The organism is Methylocystis sp. H4A, from assembly GCF_015709545.1.
Classification (GTDB): domain Bacteria; phylum Pseudomonadota; class Alphaproteobacteria; order Rhizobiales; family Beijerinckiaceae; genus Methylocystis; species Methylocystis silviterrae.
In genome coordinates, this window is the sequence record NZ_JADNQY010000025.1 from 186,252 (window position 1) to 204,443 (window position 18,192).

14 protein-coding genes are annotated in these 18,192 nt (G+C 63.7%); 7 read left to right on the forward strand and 7 right to left on the reverse strand.

Annotated elements, in window-relative coordinates; translation table 11 throughout:
- Positions 1 to 63: 63 nt before the first annotated feature.
- On the reverse strand, positions 64 to 2,526 hold the full coding sequence (gene ppsA, locus IYW40_RS12415) for a phosphoenolpyruvate synthase (protein WP_196400799.1): 2,463 nt from the start codon (positions 2,524 to 2,526) through the stop codon (positions 64 to 66).
- Positions 2,527 to 2,844: 318 nt separating this feature from the next.
- Here ppsA and IYW40_RS12420 point away from each other — a divergent pair, with 318 nt between their 5' ends.
- The gene (locus tag IYW40_RS12420; protein ID WP_175093023.1) at positions 2,845 to 3,366 is read left to right on the forward strand and encodes an ABC transporter permease; all 522 of its coding nucleotides are present in this window, start codon (positions 2,845 to 2,847) and stop codon (positions 3,364 to 3,366) included.
- 194 nt (positions 3,367 to 3,560) lie between these two features.
- On the opposite strand, the gene IYW40_RS12425 is transcribed toward IYW40_RS12420, so the two are convergent.
- Genes IYW40_RS12425 through IYW40_RS12435 form a run of 3 tightly spaced genes read right to left on the reverse strand, consistent with a single transcriptional unit; the run spans position 3,561 to position 7,225 of the window.
- Positions 3,561 to 3,950 (reverse strand): hypothetical protein, encoded by a 390-nt coding sequence (locus tag IYW40_RS12425; RefSeq protein WP_196400699.1) that lies wholly within the window; start codon positions 3,948 to 3,950, stop codon positions 3,561 to 3,563.
- Between the two features lie 3 nt (positions 3,951 to 3,953).
- Positions 3,954 to 6,506, reverse strand: coding sequence for a cbb3-type cytochrome c oxidase subunit I (locus tag IYW40_RS12430; protein ID WP_196400700.1), 2,553 nt, complete (start codon positions 6,504 to 6,506; stop codon positions 3,954 to 3,956).
- An 11-nt stretch (positions 6,507 to 6,517) separates the two neighbouring features.
- Positions 6,518 to 7,225, reverse strand: coding sequence for a cytochrome c oxidase assembly protein (locus tag IYW40_RS12435; protein ID WP_196400701.1), 708 nt, complete (start codon positions 7,223 to 7,225; stop codon positions 6,518 to 6,520).
- Positions 7,226 to 7,353: 128 nt separating this feature from the next.
- Between IYW40_RS12435 and IYW40_RS12440 the strand changes: the two genes are divergently transcribed.
- The gene (locus tag IYW40_RS12440; protein ID WP_196400702.1) at positions 7,354 to 7,812 is read left to right on the forward strand and encodes an MgtC/SapB family protein; all 459 of its coding nucleotides are present in this window, start codon (positions 7,354 to 7,356) and stop codon (positions 7,810 to 7,812) included.
- A 154-nt stretch (positions 7,813 to 7,966) separates the two neighbouring features.
- On the opposite strand, the gene IYW40_RS12445 is transcribed toward IYW40_RS12440, so the two are convergent.
- The gene (locus tag IYW40_RS12445; protein WP_196400703.1) at positions 7,967 to 9,559 is read right to left on the reverse strand and encodes a methyltransferase regulatory domain-containing protein; all 1,593 of its coding nucleotides are present in this window, start codon (positions 9,557 to 9,559) and stop codon (positions 7,967 to 7,969) included.
- A 423-nt stretch (positions 9,560 to 9,982) separates the two neighbouring features.
- Here IYW40_RS12445 and IYW40_RS12450 point away from each other — a divergent pair, with 423 nt between their 5' ends.
- Positions 9,983 to 12,364, forward strand: coding sequence for a cell surface protein (locus IYW40_RS12450; RefSeq protein WP_196400704.1), 2,382 nt, complete (start codon positions 9,983 to 9,985; stop codon positions 12,362 to 12,364).
- A gap of 3 nt (positions 12,365 to 12,367) precedes the next feature.
- On the forward strand, positions 12,368 to 12,961 hold the full coding sequence (locus tag IYW40_RS12455) for a hypothetical protein (protein ID WP_196400705.1): 594 nt from the start codon (positions 12,368 to 12,370) through the stop codon (positions 12,959 to 12,961).
- A gap of 62 nt (positions 12,962 to 13,023) precedes the next feature.
- On the opposite strand, the gene IYW40_RS12460 is transcribed toward IYW40_RS12455, so the two are convergent.
- The gene (locus IYW40_RS12460; RefSeq protein ID WP_196400706.1) at positions 13,024 to 13,278 is read right to left on the reverse strand and encodes a hypothetical protein; all 255 of its coding nucleotides are present in this window, start codon (positions 13,276 to 13,278) and stop codon (positions 13,024 to 13,026) included.
- Positions 13,279 to 13,487: 209 nt separating this feature from the next.
- Between IYW40_RS12460 and IYW40_RS12465 the strand changes: the two genes are divergently transcribed.
- Together IYW40_RS12465 and IYW40_RS12470 are read left to right on the forward strand one after the other, a co-directional pair.
- Positions 13,488 to 15,026, forward strand: coding sequence for a YifB family Mg chelatase-like AAA ATPase (locus tag IYW40_RS12465; RefSeq protein WP_196400707.1), 1,539 nt, complete (start codon positions 13,488 to 13,490; stop codon positions 15,024 to 15,026).
- A gap of 9 nt (positions 15,027 to 15,035) precedes the next feature.
- Positions 15,036 to 16,751, forward strand: coding sequence for an ATP-binding protein (locus IYW40_RS12470; RefSeq protein ID WP_196400708.1), 1,716 nt, complete (start codon positions 15,036 to 15,038; stop codon positions 16,749 to 16,751).
- 102 nt (positions 16,752 to 16,853) lie between these two features.
- On the opposite strand, the gene IYW40_RS12475 is transcribed toward IYW40_RS12470, so the two are convergent.
- On the reverse strand, positions 16,854 to 17,732 hold the full coding sequence (locus tag IYW40_RS12475; protein ID WP_196400709.1) for a pirin family protein: 879 nt from the start codon (positions 17,730 to 17,732) through the stop codon (positions 16,854 to 16,856).
- Positions 17,733 to 17,862: 130 nt separating this feature from the next.
- On the opposite strand from IYW40_RS12475, the gene IYW40_RS12480 reads away from it, so the two are divergent.
- A complete protein-coding gene (locus IYW40_RS12480) occupies positions 17,863 to 18,189 on the forward strand; it encodes a multidrug efflux SMR transporter (protein WP_196400710.1) in 327 nt (108 codons plus the stop codon).
- Positions 18,190 to 18,192: the final 3 nt, after the last annotated feature.

The window sequence follows — 18,192 nt, forward strand, 5'->3', positions numbered from 1 at the left end:
CGCCTTGCGCGGGCGCCAAGCGTGAACGGCGATCTAGACATTTCTAAAAGATGCGCTCGGCGGTCAATCCACCTTTCGCGGCTCTCGACCGAGACGCTTCTCCAGGTCGACGATGCGTCTTGTGGTCTGCAAAACCGTGTCGGGATTGAGGCTGATCGAATCGATTCCCAAGCGCACGAGGAACTCAGCGATCTCCGGATAATCCGAGGGCGCCTGGCCGCAAATGCCGCAGTGACGTCCGTTTCGCTTCGCGCCCTCGACCGCCAATCGAATGATTTCCTTCACGCCTTCATCGCGTTCATCGAAGTCGAAAGCGACGATTTCGGAGTCGCGGTCGACGCCAAGCGTCAGTTGCGTCAGATCGTTCGAGCCGATCGAAAAACCGTCGAAATGTTTGGAGAATTGATCGATAAGCATGACGTTGTTTGGAATTTCGCACATCACGTAGATTTCGAGCCCGTCCTTGCCGCGTTCGAGACCGAGCTCGCGCATCAGCGAGATGACCTTCTCCGCTTCTTCGATGCGGCGGCAGAAGGGAATCATCAGCTTGATGTTGGTCAGACCCATCTCGTCGCGCACGCGGGTCATCGCGGCGCATTCGAGCGCAAAACCTTCCCGGTAAGCAGGGTGCGCATAGCGCGACGCGCCGCGAAAGCCAATCATCGGATTGGCTTCCTGCATTTCGAAAACCCCGCCGCCGAGCAATGAGGCATATTCATTGCTCTTGAAGTCGGACATGCGCACGACGACAGGCTTTGGATAAAACGCCGCTGCGATCGTGCCGACGCCTTCCGACAGGCGCTTCACAAAGAATTCGCTGGGGCTCGCATAATTTGCGGTCAGCCGCGCAATTTCGGCGCGCTCCCGCGCTCCGAGCCGCTCCGGGTGAACGAGCGCCATGGGATGCGCCTTGATCGAGTCCGCAATGATGAACTCCATGCGCGCGAGGCCGACGCCGTCGTTCGGCAACGCCGCAAGGCCGAAGGCGATATCGGGATTGCCGACGTTCATCATCACATGCGTGGCGGGTGTCGTCAGAGTTGAAAGATCGACGCGCTCCACCTCGAAGGCGATGGGTCCGTCGTAGACCTTTCCGACGTCGCCCTCGGCGCAGCTCACCGAGATCATGTCGCCGGTGCGAATGAGGCGCGTCGCCGCATCCGTGCCGACGATTGCCGGAATGCCAAGTTCGCGCGCGACGATGGCCGCATGGCACGTGCGACCGCCGCGGTTCGTCACGATGGCGGCGGCCGATTTCATCACCGTGCCCCAGTCGGGCGACGTCGTATCGGCGACGAGGATCTCGCCCGGAACGAATGTTGAAAGCTCGCTGGCGCGCTCGATCACGCGCGCCTTGCCGCTAGCGATCTTTGCGCCGACCGCGCGTCCTTCGACTTTCACCGCGCCGTGCTTCGTCACCTTGTAGATTTCAGCGATGTTCCGGTCGCGTCGGGACGCGACGGTTTCGGGGCGGGCCTGAACGATGTAGAGCTGGCCGTCGAGACCATCCTTAGCCCATTCGATGTCCATGGGGCGGCGCGCGCCGGCTCTGGCGCTATAGTGGTCCTCGATCTCGATCGCCTGGCCGGCGAGCGTCAGCGCCTCTTCGTCGGAGATGCAGAATTTCTCTCTTTCCTTGGCGTCGGTGGGGATGTTGCGCGTCGTCGTCCGGCCCCGGTCCGAAAAGACCATCCTGATTTTTTTCGCTCCCAGCGCGCGCTTCAAAATGGCGCGCTTGCCCTGCCGATAGGTGGGCTTGAAGACGTAGAATTCGTCCGGGTCGACGGCGCCCTGCACGACGTTTTCGCCAAGGCCATAGGCACCGGTGAGGAAGACAACGTCCTCGAATCCGCTTTCGGTGTCGATCGTGAAGATGACGCCAGACGCCGCCAAATCCGAGCGCACCATTTTCATCACGCCGACGGAGTTGAACACTTTGAAGTGATCGAATCCGTTGTCGATGCGATAGCGGATGGCGCGGTCGGTGAAGAGGCTCGCAACGCAATGACGGATCGCGTCGAGAACGGCGGCGGGGCCGCGCACATTGAGATAGGTGTCATGTTGTCCGGCGAAACTTGCGCTCGGCAAATCTTCCGCCGTCGCCGACGAGCGCACGGCGACCGTCAAATCGGGTCCGTATTCGTCGGTGAGGCGGGCTAGGGCGCTGCGAATTTCGGCTTCGACATCCGGAGGCGTCGGCGCGCCATAAACGATGTCGCGGGCGCGCGCGGCGCGCTTGGCGAGATCATCGACGTCAGACGGGTTCAATCCGTCGAGCGCCTCTTTAAGCGCGGTCCAGACGCCCGCTGCATCGAGCGTATAGCGATAGGCTTCGGCGGTGACGGCGAAGCCATTGGGCACCAGGATGCCCTTGGCCGTCAGCTCCCGGTACATTTCGCCAAGCGAGGCGTTCTTGCCGCCCACCAGCGGCACGTCGGAGATGTCCACCTCGTTGAAAAAACGAATAAATTTCCCGGATGCCGAATGCGCCGGCTTTGTCTCTTTGGCGTTGGTGGAGTCGGCCATTTTATTCATAACGAGCTCTTTTGGTAAGGGAGCGAGTGGAGGACCTTGGCTATTGCGCCAAAATTATTACAGCTGCGCGGTGATATTGAGCGCTTACACAGAATTTGTGTGAACAAGGCACGTTTTCAGTCGCATCGGCGCTCTTATTAGCTTAAGCATTGGTTCCTGGAGGCCGATCTGTCCTAGGAAAAACGCTTACCCCGCTGGTTATGGTTAAAACTTGACCTAATGGTCGAGATTTGGCCGGATTCTTGACCATAATAGGAATCTGATTGGACGGCTGGCCCAACTCAGTTCGTGCGATGGCGGGAGGCGCAAATGGATTCGCTGGATCTGGATCAGGTGATGGACGAAATCATCCCGAGAGGGGACAACAGGCCGCTGGCGCCGCCGGCGCCGAACTTTCCTGTCCGTCAGCGGCCGCGCGCCACTGACGACGCTACGGCGGCGCTGGACCTCGTGTCCCAGGCCGCCGCGGCGATCAAGGAGCTCGAAAAGCAGTCCGCTCAGGCGGTGGCGCGCGCGCATAGCGCCGCCAATGTGGTGAGAGAGAAGCTGGAGCGCGCGGAAGACCGTGGCGATCGCGCCGAAGCTGCGTTGCGCAAATCGGAGTCGGAAGCCGCCGAACTCTCCGCGGCCCTCATTCAGACGCGGAAAGATCTCGACGGGGTGCAGTCGCAGCTCGCGGCGAGGCAGGCCGAACTGGCGGCGATGGAGCAGCGGGCGGTCGCGGCGGAGAAGCGCGCCAGTGAGGCCGACGCCTCCGTTCAGAGGATCGTCGACGCGATACGCACGCAGCTTCCGGTCAAGGTTGCCGAACAAGCGAAGCCTGCGGCCTAGAGTCCAGAGCTTGGACGCCAGAGGGTCGCGAGCGGCGTAGGCTGATCCGGCCCAGCCTGAGAATTGACTAGTGCGCGCGCAAACCGGCGCCAGATGCTCCACGCTTTGGCGCAGCCGGCAGCGCGTCAGCGCCGGCTGCTCAGGCGCAGCGCCCGCGGCGCCATCCTCCCGCACTTTTTACGATCTCGGCGACTTCATCGCAGCGTCTGGCAGGGAGCGATAAAGAAAGCCGCGAGGCTCGCCCACACCACGCCGGCGCTCGACAGCAAGATGAGCAGCAACGTCGCATACATTTGAAATTCCGCTGACAGAGCGGCGTCGCCGTCGCTCTCGACCACATAGCGACGCCAGCGGCGCGCCGCGCGCGCGATGAAAACAAGAAGCGCAAGGGCTGCGCCGCCCGCCACGATCACACTCGCCCGTATGATTTGAGGCTCGCTGGACCAGCCGAGCACGCACATCAGCGTGTGCCCGCCATAGACAAAAAGAAAATGCAGGCCCCAGACGATGGGACCGGCGAGTAGAAAGGCGATAATCGTCGTCAGAGACCAGCGAGGATGCTCAGCCTTGCTTGCGCGCGACATCGTCTACTCCAGCATTCGCGGAAAGCCATAAATGAGCAGAAATCCGAGGAGCCCTTGCGCGGCTGTGTAGTAAGCCAGCAGCGCCGCGCTTTCGAATGATACGCGTCGCTGCGCATCGAGTTTCCCCGTGACGAGACGCGCCAAGGCGAATCCGGTCATCACCGCGACAGTCGCCACAAGCTGACCTGTCAAGACGATCTCCAAATACACCATGGCGCCGTAGGAGTTTTCCCCCGGCCGCAGGCCGGATCGCCATTGCGCGTAGCCTTCTATCCCGACCCCGGCGATGAGGCACAAGGCGCCGGCGATCATCAGGAGCGCCGCCGAAAGGCCGATCGAACCGGGTTTGGGAAGCGCACGGTCGGCCATCCCGTAAGCAAGAATGCTGAGAAGCATCAGCGACGCGCCGCTCGCGGCCCAGCGCAGGTCCGGAAGCGGCGACGCGCCAACGACGGGCCAGACTTGCGGGCTGACGGTCCAAAGATAGAGGTAGGAGAAGACGAAGGTGATGTAGAGCGAGCCGGCGACGAGGATAAGCACGATCATCGCCCACCAGGCGTGCGACGAGGGTCCGGACATATAGGTGGGCAGACTGATCCCGCCGCCGATCTCCACCCGTCCGCGCGGCGGCGGGTCGAGCTGCCAGCACCAGACGAGCGTGGCGAAGACGGCCAAAGCGCCGCAGACGAGCGCGATCGCAACGGCCTTTACCGTCAGCAGCAGAAAGAAGGCGGCCGTGAAGACCGCGGAGAACATATGCGCCCAGCCGGGTCCCGGCATTTCAAGGAGATATTCCGGTCGGGCCTCGATGGGCGAGGTGACGATCGTCTCGCGCCGTCCGGTTGCGGCGTTCGGCAGATAATAGGCCCCCGCCGCGACGTCTTCGGCGAGATTGGGCTGATCCCATAGAGGGTAGCGACTCGTCACGATCGGAACGCTGCGCATCGAATAGAGATCGCTCGGCAGCCACTCCAGCGTTCCGGCGTCCCAGGGATTGGTCTGCGTTCTCTGCGTCTCCCAATCGCGTCGGAAACGCACAAAAAGATCCACGACGAACACCAGCACGCCGAGCGCGAGAATGAACGCGCCGATCGTCGATATCATGTTCAGCGTGTCCCAGCCCATGGCGCGGGGGTAAGTCCAAACGCGCCGCGGCATGCCGAGGAGACCAGAGATGTGCATGGGGAAAAAGGCGACGTTGAAGCCGATGAACATCAGCCAGAACACGTAGCGCCCAAGGCGCTCCGAAAGCCGGTTCCGGCTGATCATCGGATCCCAGTAATAGAAGGTCGCAAAGAGCGGAAACACCATGCCGCCGACGAGCACGTAATGGAAATGCGCGACGACGAAGTAACTGTCATGCGCCTGGAGATCGAAAGGCACGACCGCGACCATCACGCCGGTCAGGCCGCCGATGGCGAAGATGAAAAGAAATCCGAGAATGAACAGCGACGGCGTGGAGAGTCTGAATCGATCGCGCGCCGCGGCGATCGTCGCGATCCATGAGAAGACCTGAATGCCGGAAGGCACGGCGACCGCCATGCTCGCGGCCGAAAAGAAACCGAGGCTCAGCGCCGGTAAGCCGGTGCTGAACATGTGATGCACCCACAGGCCGAAGCTGAAGAAGCCTGTCGCGATCAGCGCGACGACGATCAGCCGGTATCCGATCAGCGGCCGTTGCGCCATCGTCGGCACGATCATCGAGACGAGACCGGCCGCCGGTAGGAAGATGATGTAGACCTCGGGATGCCCGAAAAACCAGAAGAGGTGCTGCCACAGCAACGGATCGCCGCTCTGGGCCGCATTGAAGAAGGGCCAGCCGAAGGACCGCTCGATCTCGAGCATCATCGTCGCGAGGATCACGGCGGGGAAGGCGAAGACGATCATCGCCGCAAAGACCAGCATCGACCAGCCAAAGAGCGGCATCTTGTCGAGCGTCATTCCCGGCGGCCGCGTGCGCAGCATCCCGACGATGATTTCAATCGCGCCAGCGATCGCCGATATTTCGATGAAGCCGATGCCGAGCAGCCAGAAATCGGCGTTATCTCCAGGCGAAAATCTTGTCAGCGTCAGCGGCGGATACATGAACCAGCCACCGCTCGGCGAAAGGCCGTAGAAAATCGTCGAGAAAAACACGAGGCCGCCAATCACATAGGCCCAGACGGCGAAGGCGCTGAGCCTTGGAAAGGGAAGGTCGCGCGCGGCCAGCATCTGCGGCAGCAAAATGACGCCGAGCGCCTCCATCACAGGCACGGCGAAAAGGAACATCATCGTCGTGCCATGCACGGTAAAGATCTGGTTGTAGAGATCCTGTCCGATGAAACGATTGTCGCCGTGCGAAAGCTGGACGCGCATGATCAGCGCCAGCACGCCCGCGAGCAGAAAGAACAGAAAGGCCGCGCCGATATAGATGACGCCGACGAGGCTGTTGTTGATCTCGCTGATTTTTCGCCACCCTGGCGGATAGGCCCAGACGCGCTCAAGCTCTTCAAGTTCGCCTGGCGGCCGCGGCGTTTCGTTTGGAAGGCGCTTCGGGTCGCTCTGGCGGTCAGGCATCGAGGCGCGCTCTAGGCGCCGTCCGGACGATCGGAAACCGCGTGCAAGCGATCGTCCTCCAATGCAAGCAGCCACTGGGATGCGATCCAAACGCCGGAGAGGACATAGCTTGCAGGGCAGGCCGCCAGCATCAGCAGGCCGGCAAGGCGCTGATCCGCCAGCATCATCTCTGTGGTCGCTCCCCAACTCGCAGCGCTTGTGTCGAGAACCCGCGGCGCGAACACAAGAAGCACGCCGAGGAGGCAGGCGAGCTTTCCGGTGATCGCCAGAGCGGCGACGCTGCGCCAACGCGCGATTCCTGTATCGCCAAGAATCGCGAGCCAAAAAAGCAACGCCGCCGCGAGCAATGAGGCGTGCATCGAAAGATGCGCAGCCGGATGCGACTCCGTGTAAGCGGCAGCGCCCGGCGCATGCCACGCATAGAGCAGGGCAAGCTGCGCTGCGGTGACAATCGCCAAGGCGCGACCGGTCGTAAGGACTGCTGCCGACGCAAACCTTATCGACAGCACAGCCAAAAAAGGCGCGAGCGCGCTCATGAGTATTATGTGCGTCGCCATGTGCGACGCGCGAGGTCCGAGGCCTGGACCCGCGTAAGCGACAAGACCGACCGCGCAGACGACGACCCCCGCGAGTGCGATCTTCGCTCGCGGCTCCCAGGCGGCTCGGGCGCGGAGCGCGCCGTTCGCCGTCGATGCAATCGCCAATTTCGCTCTGCTCATCGCTTCATTGGTGCGAGTTGCGGATAGGGAGCATATTGGCCAGCGCTCCGGTCAATCCAGAGCTTGCGGCGTATTGAAACGTCTGCTTCGTCGCCTACTGTAAACTTGGGGCGGCAAGCGGCTTCGACGTGGACAAATTTCAGATTCTTCCGCATCTCGCGGCGCTTGCTGGCGCCTATGCGCTCGCTTTGCCGATCGGCTGGGATCGAGAGCGACAGGACCGCAGCGCAGGGCTTCGCACCTTTCCACTCGTCGCTCTTGCCTCCTGCGGATTTGTCCAGGCGGCTGAGCAATACATGGCGAATTCGCCTGACGGCATGGCGAGAATCATCCAAGGCGTCATCACCGGAATTGGTTTCATCGGCGGCGGCGCCATTCTCAAGCAAGGCGCGTCGGTCAAAGGAACGGCGACCGCGGCGAGCCTGTGGGCGACAGGCGCTATTGGAGCCGCAGTCGGTCTAGAAAGCTATGACGTCGCGGTGGCGATCGCGGTTTTCACCTTTCTAACGCTCAAGGTGATCACGCCGATCGAGAACACTGTTCTCGCCGATGAAAATTCGCGCGGCAAGGAAGGTGAGAGTTCGTAGCCGAGTCAGCTGCGCCGGCGGATCCTCTCCATAAATGCGCCGACGCGAGGCGTGCCGAATGCAGATGATCAGGCGGAGAGCGCCGCTTCGCCAGAGCCCGCTCCGCCTGATGAATCGAGGCGCGGCTGATCCGCCCTCGACCTTGGAGGCGTCCTCAGGCGATGAGGCAGGCGTTGCTCTGAAGGTGGCCGAGCACGCGGTCGACGTGCTCGGCGGCGCAGACGGCGACATCGGCCGGCTCGACCACTGTCTGACCGGCGCGCTGGAAAGTGACGCGGCCGGCATCCGCCGCGGCGATCGTCGCGGCGATCAGGCCGTCGCGGTCGTTACTGCCGTCGAGCAGCGGCGTCACCACTTGAGCGACGATATCGAGCCGAATCGGCTCGTGGCGCAGATTGGCCGAGTGCAAGACGCCGGCGGCCGCGTCAGCCCGCAGCATGGGGCAGGCGATAGGCTGCGCCGAAAGCGCGCGAGCGATCCGCAGGGGTTCCGTCGAGCCCGTCAAGAGCCCGACAAGCGTCATGCGCATAAGCGCGTCGGCGATTCTGGATCGCATCGCCTCGTCGACGGAGGCGCCGCGCACCTCCATCGCTGCGACGAGCTCGTCGATCGAACTCGAATCCGGCAGGCGCGCGACAAGCGCGTCCATGGCCTTCCGCACGCCAGGATCCCGTGTGGAAAACCAGGCGCCGGAACCGTCGGCGAAAAAGGCGATGCCGTCCGCTTCACGCGAAAAACCAAAGTCCGGCCGCGCCAGAAAATGTAGATCTTGGAGCGCATCGGGCGTCACTGTGCGGACGCACTTGCCTTCCCGCTCTTTATGGATGAGCAGGGTCTGGCGGAACGTCCGGCCGGTGAAAATGTCCATATGCTGCTCGAGCGACACCTGATTGTCGCCCGCCAGCGCGCGCAGCAAGGGCGCCGCCGCCGGATTCATATTTTCGGGCATCATCGTCGAAAGCCCCGCCTCGCCGAGATAGGCCAGTCCGCGGCCCCCGGCGCTCGCCATGAACTCGGAGAAACTGCACGGCTCGTTGCAGTCTTCGAGAAATTCGTGGCCGATGTAGGAGTCGTCCGCCATACGCAAATTGGCGGCTTCGGCGCGGAAAATACTGCCCCAGGTTGTCTCCGCCGGCGTGTTCTGCTCCAGAAAGGACAGCATTTCGCGGGCGCGGGCGACGCGCTCGCGCAGCGAGCCGTGCGGCCCGACGTGCAGCCCCAGCGCGTCGCGCAAGGTCTGCCGCAGCCGCCATCCGGGCTGAACATTGTAGCTGATGAAGGCGACGCCGTGCGGCGCCAAATTCTCGCGGGCGATGCGCAGAATCGCGTCGCGCACCTGCTCGGGCACCCAGCTGTAGACGCCGTGACAGATAATATAGTCGAACCCCCCGTCCTTGGACCGAAGGTCGGTCAGGCTCTGGCGGCGCAGATTGACGTTGGACAGTCCGAGCGCGGCGATTCGCTGCTGACCCTCATCGATTTGTCGCTGGGAAAGGTCGACGCCGAGAAAATAGGCGTCGGGGTGACGGGCCGCGAGCGGGATGAGATTGCCCCCGGCCGCGCATCCAAGCTCCAAAACGCGGGCGCGGGAGAGATCGGGGGCCGTCAGCTTGAAGATGCGGGCGACCGCGCCAAGCCGCGCCGGATGCGTCTGCGGAAAGGGATGCGAGACATAAGGAAGATCGTCATAGGAGGCGGCGTTACGCGCAATCGCCGCCTGCACGGCCGTCCCGAAGTGAGTCGTCATAAGCAAGTTTCCGGAGCGTAAAGGGAGTTTCATTCTCCCTTTCGGCCGGCGGATTTGCAAATGACGCGCGGCGATTCTCGCAAAACTGCAAGAGAATCACGCACCTATCTCTCGTTGTAGGCCGATATTTCCCAAGTGGTGGATGCGGCGGTTTGAGGCGCGCCCGGCGCTCAATTGAGGCGCGCATGATCAGAATCCAAATAGATGAGTTACTTCAAGTATTTGACGTGTTTTCAGTCACTTCCGCACTGTTTCCTATTTATCACAGCGGCCGGAAATGTGGCCAAACCGAGCGCAAAAGGCGTCGTTCGTCGTTGACTGTGCATGCCCGTATAAATTGTAAACATCACGATCGCTCTTCCCGCGGCTTGGCAAATTCGCGGCTCGGTGCTCATCGCAGACTAGGAACTGGGGGAACTGTTCGTGACCAAACTTTCTCGGAAACTCAGCACGTCGAAAAATGGCGCCATCGCGATTCGTCGCGCGCTCATGGGCGGCTCGGCCGCTGTAGCGATGGGCGCGGCGTTTGCTCCGACTTCGGCGAGCGCCGCAGTCTGCGGCAATTCATTCGGCTCCGCCGCTGCGTTTACTTCCTTTGCCTGCGGATTTCTCGACAATGCGTCGGGAGCCGTGTCCTCGGCTTTCGGCATTGGCAATACTTCCTCTGGGGCAGGTTCGGCGGCGTTCGGCAACACCAACACCGCGTCTGGGAACCTTTCGTCGGCCTTTGGCATCGGCAATACCGCCTCTGGGCTCGGCGCCGCTGCATTTGGCAACGGCAACAACGCCATCGGAGCTGGCTCTGCGGCGTTTGGCGTTCTGAACACCTCGTCGGGCCTCGGTTCCTCGGCCGTTGGCGTCGGCAACCTTTCGAAGGGCGATCTGTCGACGGCGATCGGCAATCTCAATGAGTCGAATGGCGCTGGCTCCGCGGCGATCGGCATCGGCAATACGTCCAACGGCGTCGGCTCCTCGGCGGTTGGCGTCGGCAACACCTCGAACGGACTTGGCTCGTCGGCGGTTGGCACAAAAAACACCTCCAACGGAGCTGGGTCTGCGGCAATCGGCGTAGGCAACACCTCGGATGGAGTTGCCTCGGCGGCGATCGGCGTCGGCAACAAATCGACCGGATTGGGTTCTGTCGCGCAGGGCGTCGGCAACACCGCGTCGGGGCCGCTGTCTGTCGCGCAGGGCGTCGCCAACACTTCCGCGGGAACGGGCTCCACTGCGGTGGGCGTGGCGAATTTCGCCAATGCGGACGGCTCCACCGCGGTCGGCAATCTGAATATCATCACCGCCGCGTCGACCAAGGCGACCTCGGTCGGCTCGTTCAACGCGATCGCCGGCGAAAACTCGACCGCTGTCGGCACGCTCAACGGCATCCTGGGGAAGAACTCCACTTCTGTCGGCGCCAAGAACCTTGTGGTTGGAGACAAGTCCACCATCGTCGGCACGACCAACGCCGTCATCGGCGACAATTCCAGCGCCTTCGGCACGGTCAACGGCGTCATTGGCGACAACTCCGCAGCCATGGGCGCCTTCAACGGCGTGATCGGCGACGGTTCGCACGCCGTCGGCACGCTTAACGGCGTGATCGGCGACGGTTCGAACGCGGTCGGCACGATCAACGGCGTGATCGGCGACGGTTCGAACGCGGTCGGCACGATCAACGGCGTGATTGGCGATGGCTCGAACGCGGTCGGCACCATCAACGGCGTCATTGGCGACAAATCCACCGCGATCGGCAACACCAACCTCGTCGTCGCCGATACTGCCCAGGCCTTTGGCTCTGGCAATCTGGTCACCGGCGACAGCGGCACCGCCGTCGGCACGGGCAACGCTGCGTTGGGCGACAATTCCTTCGCCGCCGGCTCAGGTTCGAAGGCGATTGGAACGAACGCGGTCGCGATCGGCAACAACGCGCAGGCGGGCGCCAAGGGCGCCAACGCGATCGCGATCGGCACGAACGCGAAAGCCACCGACTCGGTCGCGATCGGTCTCAATTCGACCGCGTCGAACAACGGCACGGCCGTCGGCGACTTCTCGAAGGCGACGGGCAAGGCCTCGAACGCCTATGGGTTCGGCTCCACGTCGACCGGCTTGGGCTCCTCCGCGACCGGCGCCTTTTCGAACGCCAGCGCCGCTGGCGCCACGGCCTCTGGCGCGTTCTCAAACGCGAGTGGCATCGGCTCCACGGCGAACGGCGCGTTCTCCAACGCGAGCGGCGTGGCTTCCACGGCCATGGGCGTCGGCTCCTCCGCGACGGGCTTAGGCTCGACGGCGATCGGCGCCGGCTCCTCCGCGACGGGCGTCGGCTCGACGGCGATCGGCGTCGGCGCAGTCGCCACCGCTCCCAACCAGATCGTGCTCGGCACGGCGAACAACGTCTACCAAGCGCCGGGCATCACCTCGGCCCAGAGCCTGGCCTCGCAGGTTGGCGTGACGAAGTTCACCACCACTGACGCTAACGGAAATCTTGCGACTTCGGCTTTCGGTCCGCAGGACATCCAAGCTCTCCAGGCCGGCGTTCTGGGCCTGTCGCAAAGCGTGTATAGCCTCGGAAGATCGGTGCAACGTGGTTACGAGGGCACGGCGGTCGCCGTCGCGCTCGGCGGCGCCAGCTACCTGCCGGACAACAAGTTTTTCTCGGTCACCGGCAACTTCGGCACCTTCCGTGGTCAGTACGGCCTTGCCGCTCAGGCGCAACTTCGCTTGAACGAATGGGCGGTGGTCAATGCCGGCATCGGCGCGGGCCTCAAATACGGCGGCGTCGCTGGCCGCGCCGGCGTGACGCTGGCTTGGTGATCCATGATCGTGAAGGTCAAGACAATACTGCTCGCGGCCCTTGTGGCCGCGAGTTTCTCTCCGATGATGGCTTCGGCGCAGTCGCCTAAGCCGGCGCCTAAGCCTGCGCCGTCGAGGCCGGCGCAGGCGCCAAGGCCCGCTGATATCGACAAGAACGGGGTTCTGATTCTCGTCCGCTCGACTCTGCTTGCGCTCGACCAGGCCAACAAAACCGGCAATTATACGGTGCTGCGCGACCTTGGAGCCCCGGGCTTCCAGACGAACACGGCCGCGCGGCTAGCGGAAATTTTCGCCTATCAGCGCAACCAACATCTCGACCTGTCAGGCGTCGCCGTCTTGGAGCCGCAGCTCAGCATGCTGCCGCAAATCGAGTCGACGGGTATGATGCACATGTCAGGGTTTTTCCCCTCCGTGCCGACGCAGATTCGCTTCGAGCTGCTCTATGCGCCGGTTCAAGGCCAGTGGAAGCTGTTCGGCCTCTCGGTTTCGCTGGGATCTTCGGCGCCGGTGGCGCCGAGCGACGCGCCAGCCCCGAGCGCCGCGGAACAGCCAAGAGGCGGGACGGGACTTCGCCCGTCCGGGCCAAAGCAGCCCTGACGGCGACGGGAGGGCGCCGCCAAAGCGCCGGGACGGTTCGCCATCCCGGCTTTTCGCTGAGCTTAGTTTGGCCAGCAGCGGCGGCCGTAGGGGCCGAGATGGAAGCCGCGCGGGCAGGCGCGACCGACGCCGTATCCTCCCCATTGTCCGCCCCAACGGCAGCCGCCATAGGGACCGCGATGGCCGTAAGGCCCGCAACCGCCATAAACTTGCACGATCGGCGCGCCGGCCGTCTCACTCGGCGCGAGCGGCATGGCGGCGGCCGGCGCGGCCAGAGCCGCCGCAAAAACAAGCGCGAGACCCGTCGTCCATTTCATCTCCAATCTCCTCCTTAAACCTGTCCAATCGCACGGCTTGCGCGCCGCGCCCGCAGAATATCAGCGCGCGAACCGAAACTTGGCAATTGCAATTTGCGATCTAGGTTAGTTCTGGCGCGGCTATGTTCATATAATGTTCTTGCGCTGGGATCGCGCGCCCGTTAAGCTGTCGAAGATAATTGCAGAAAAGAATTTCTCGGGAGCGCGCGATGGCGGTGAGGGTGGCGACGGTCGCGTTCGAAGGCGTCGAGGCCCGTCCCGTCGACGTCCAAGTGCAGATTTCGAGCGGCGCGGTCGTCTTCAACGTCGTCGGCCTGGCCGACAAGGCCGTCGCCGAGTCGCGCGAGCGGGTCCGCGCGGCGCTGATCGCGTCCGGTCTGGCGCTGCCGGCGAAAAGAATCACCGTCAATCTCGCCCCTGCCGACATGCCCAAAGAGGGAAGCCACTATGACGTGCCGATCGCGCTTGGCGTCATGGCGGCCATTGGAGCCATTCCCTCCGACGCGCTCGAAGGATTCGTCGTGCTTGGCGAACTTGCGCTCGACGGAACGCTGACGCCGACGGCGGGGGTCCTGCCGGCGGCGGTGGCCGCCAACGCGCGGGGCTTGGGATTGATCTGTCCGAGCCAATGCGGGCCGGAAGCGGCCTGGGCGTCGAGCGATATGGAGGTGATCGCGCCGCGCTCGCTCATCCAACTCGTCAATCACGTTAAGGGCGTGCAGGTTCTGGCCCGGCCTCAGCCGGCGGTGCGCAGGCTCGCCGCCGATCAGCCCGACCTTTCCGACATCAAGGGACAGGAGAGCGCCAAGCGCGCGCTCGAGATCGCCGCCGCCGGCGGCCACAACCTTCTGATGAGCGGCCCTCCGGGGGCGGGAAAATCGATGCTCGCCGCGCGGCTGCCGTCGATCCTGCCGCCGCTGACCCCGCGGGAATTGCTCGAAGTCTCAATGGTTCATTCGGTGGCGGGGCAGATTGCCGGAGGCGAACTGACCGACCGGCGGCCCTTTCGCGCGCCCCACCATTCCGCCTCGATGCCGGCGCTGGTCGGCGGCGGCTCCCATGCAAAGCCTGGCGAGATTTCGCTCGCCCACAACGGGGTGCTTTTTCTCGACGAATTGCCGGAGTTTCAACCGCAAGCGCTGGACAGCCTGCGTCAGCCGCTGGAGACGGGCGAGGTGGCGGTGTCGCGCGCCAATCATCGCGCCGTCTACCCAGCCCGCTTTCAGCTTGTCGCGGCGATGAATCCTTGCCGTTGCGGTCACGCGATGGATCCGGGCTACGCCTGCAAGCGCCAACCCAATGAACGCTGCGTCGCGCAATATCAGGCGCGGCTTTCGGGGCCGCTGCTCGACCGTTTCGATGTGCAGATCGAGGTGCCGGCGGTGACCGCCGCCGATCTCGTGTTGCCGCCGCCGAGCGAGGGTTCGCGGCAGGTCGCGGCGCGCGTCGCGCGGGCTAGAGAGATTCAGCGCGCACGCTACGACGCTCTCTCGCTGCCAAGGGTCGCCGCCAACGCCGCCGCGCCGGCGGCGGTCATCGAGCGCGTGGCGTATCTTGACGCCGCCGGCACAGCGCTGATTCGGGACGCCTCCGAGCGCTTCGGCCTCACGGCCAGAGGGTTTCACAGGGTCTTGAAGCTCGCGCGCACCATCGCCGATCTCGACGGCGCTGAATCCGTCGGCCGACCGCATCTTGCTGAAGCGCTTTCCTATCGCGCAGGACTTGCGTCGGGGCGCCTTGCGGCCTGATATGGGCGCATGTCCTTAAACCATATTGTGGTTTTGTTCGCGGCGCAGCTCGCCATTCTGCTGCTGGCGGCGTCCATTTTCATTGCTTTGCGCAGGCGCGGCCGCGAACAGGTCGAGGCCGAGTTCGAATCGCTGCGCGATGAAATCTGGGAGCTGCGCGCCGCCGCCGCGGCTCGCGACAGAGCGGAAGCCGCCAGTCTTGCCAAGTCGCGCTTTCTCGCAGCGGTCAGCCACGAATTCCGCACGCCGCTCAACGGCGTCATGGGGCTGGCGCAGCTTCTCGCGATGACCAGGCTCACCGCCGAACAGGCGAGCTATGTCGAAGCGATCGGCGATTCCAGCCGTTCGCTCTCGCAGCTGATCGACGACATTCTGGATTTCTCCAAAATCGAAGCCGGCAAGTTCGAGCTGCGTCACGAAGCCTTTGCGCTCGCGCCGTTCGTCGAAAGCGTGGTCGAATTGCTGGCGCCGCGTGCGATGGCCAAAGGGCTGGAGCTTGCCAGCGTCATCCTGCCCGACACGCCGCGCGAGATCGTGGGCGATCCGGCGCGACTTCGGCAGGTGCTCGTCAACCTCATCGGCAACGCGGTGAAATTCACCGAGCGCGGCGGCGTGGGCGTGCGCGTCGCGCGAGACGGCGCGCGGCTGCGCTTCGAGGTGCGCGACTCCGGGCCGGGCGTTCCAGAGGCGGCGCGCGAGGCGATCTTCGAGGAATTCGAGCAGGCCGATCCTTCCGAGAACCACCCGCAGGCGGGCACAGGGCTCGGCCTCGCCATCTCTCGCCGTCTCGTCGCCAGGATGGGCGGCGCGCTGGCGCTGGTCAATTCATCGGACATGGGCGCCGTTTTCGCCTTCACGCTTCCTGCGCCGCCGTTCAGCGAAGACAGGGCGCCGGCGCCTCTTTCCGGGCTTAAGGCGCTGATCGTTGCGCAAAGCATCTTTGAAGCGCCCTATCTCGCCGAGAGCTTGCGGTTCGCCGGAGCCGAAGCGGAGATCGTCGCGGCCGAGGATGCGCCCTCCGCGCTGCAAAGGCGGCGCGAGAAACCCTTCGACGCCGTCATCGTCGACTGCGCGCTGGGCCCGCAAATGACCGCGCAGTTGGCGAAAGTCGCTCGCGACGCGCAGGCGGGACGACTGTTTCTGCTCTTCTCGCCAATCGAACGGCGCGCCTTCGGCGAAGACGCTCTGTGCGACTTCGACGGCTGGCTGGTGAAGCCGGTGCGGATCGCCTCGCTGATCGCCCGTCTGTCGCCAGAGCGCGCCAAGGCGCCGGCGCCTGACGACGACGCGCCGCCGCAGGCGCTCGCCGGGGTGAACGCGCTTATCGCCGAAGACAATGAGATCAACGCGCTCATCCTCACGCGTCACCTCGCGAAGCTTGGCGCGACAGTGACTCGGGCGGAAAGCGGCGCGCTTGCGCTCGCGCGCGCCCGCGAAGCGATCGAGGGCGTGGGCGCGCCCTATGACGTGATCGTCATGGATCTTTTCATGCCGGATTTCGACGGACGCGAGGCGAGCCTCCGCATTCGTGAGGCGGAGGCGCGGGCAGGCGCGCCGCGCACGCCCATATTGGTGCTCACGGCCAGCGCGCGCGAAGAAGACGAGCGCGCCGCCCGCGCCGCCGGAGTCGATGCTTTTCTCACCAAGCCGGTGGAGTTCGCATCGCTCGCGGCGACGATCGAAGAGCTGAGATTGGCGCCGCGTCGCAGCAGCGCTTCCTCTTAGAGCAGGTTCCGAAAAAGCTGACAGACTTTTTCGATAGGAACCTGCTCCAACATTTTGATGTTGAGCGATTCCTTACATCATTCGATGTGCTCGGAAAGCGCTCTAGCCGCCCTGGGGCGCGATGACGCCGAACCGTCCCGACTGATAGTCGGCGAAGGCCTGCCGCAATTCATCCTGCGTATTCATCACGAATGGGCCGTGTTGCTCCACGGGCTCGTCAATCGGCTCGCCGCTCATGAGGATCAGCTTCACGTCATTGTTGGCTTCGAAGGCGATGTCGCCGCCTTCCTCGTCGAATACGACAACGTCCGTCGCGCGCGCGATCTGCTCGCCATTGACTTCGACCGTTCCTTCGAGAATCGCCGCAAGCGCCGTATGGCCTTCTGGAAGCGCGAATCGGGCGCTTTTTCCTGCGTCGATCCGCACGTCCCAAAGATCGATCGGCGTCGCCGTTTGCGCCGGTCCGCGATGGCCATCGAATTCCCCGGCGATGACGCGGACGATTCCGGCGTCATCTGGCAGATCGACGCGCGGAATGTCCTTGTCGAGGAGGGTCTGGTAGCGCGGCGGGCTCATCTTCTCGCGCGCCGGCAGATTGACCCAAAGCTGCACGACCTCGAAGCGTCCGCCCGACTTGCCGAAGCTTTCGGAATGATACTCCTCGTGGACGACGCCCGAGGCCGCGCGCATCCACTGCACGTCGCCGGGACCGATAAGTCCGCCGGCGCCGGTCGAGTCGCGATGCGCGAGCTCGCCGTCCAGGACGATCGTCACCGTCTCGAAGCCGCGATGCGGATGGGCGCCGACGCCGCGCCGCTTGGCGGTCGGTGGAAAGTCAAACGGTCCCGCGTAGTCGAACAGCAAAAAGGGGCTCACCCCCGCGCCATGTTCGTGATGCGAAAACAGCGAACGCACGGGAAAGCCGTCGCCGACCCAGTGCATGGAGTCCGGGGCGGGGTAAACGCCGACAATTTTTCTCATGAGGAAGCTCCTTGCGGCCTATGTGGGCGGCATTGGGCGAAATGCAAATTGGCGGTTCTTGACGGATCGGACCGCAAAACCCACAAGTCGCCGGACGCGGCGACGACGTCGCATTGGCAAGGACGGTTAGATGGATTGGATCATCCTCTTTATCGGCAGCATCTGCGAGGTCGGCTGGCTCATCGGGATGAAATATGCCCAAGGATTCACGCGGCTCTGGCCTTCGCTCATCATGGTTTTTTTTATGGCGGCGAGCGTCGGATGCCTGGGCCTAGCGGTGAAAACGATTCCCGCCGGCACGGCGTACGCCGCGTGGACGGGCACAAGCATCGCCGCGGCGACGCTTGTCGGCGTCTACCTCTTTAACGAACCGACGACCTTTCTGCGTTTAGGCTCGATCGGCCTTATCGTTCTGGGCATCATCGGCCTGCGGCTCGGCGGCGTCGACCTGAAATAGAGA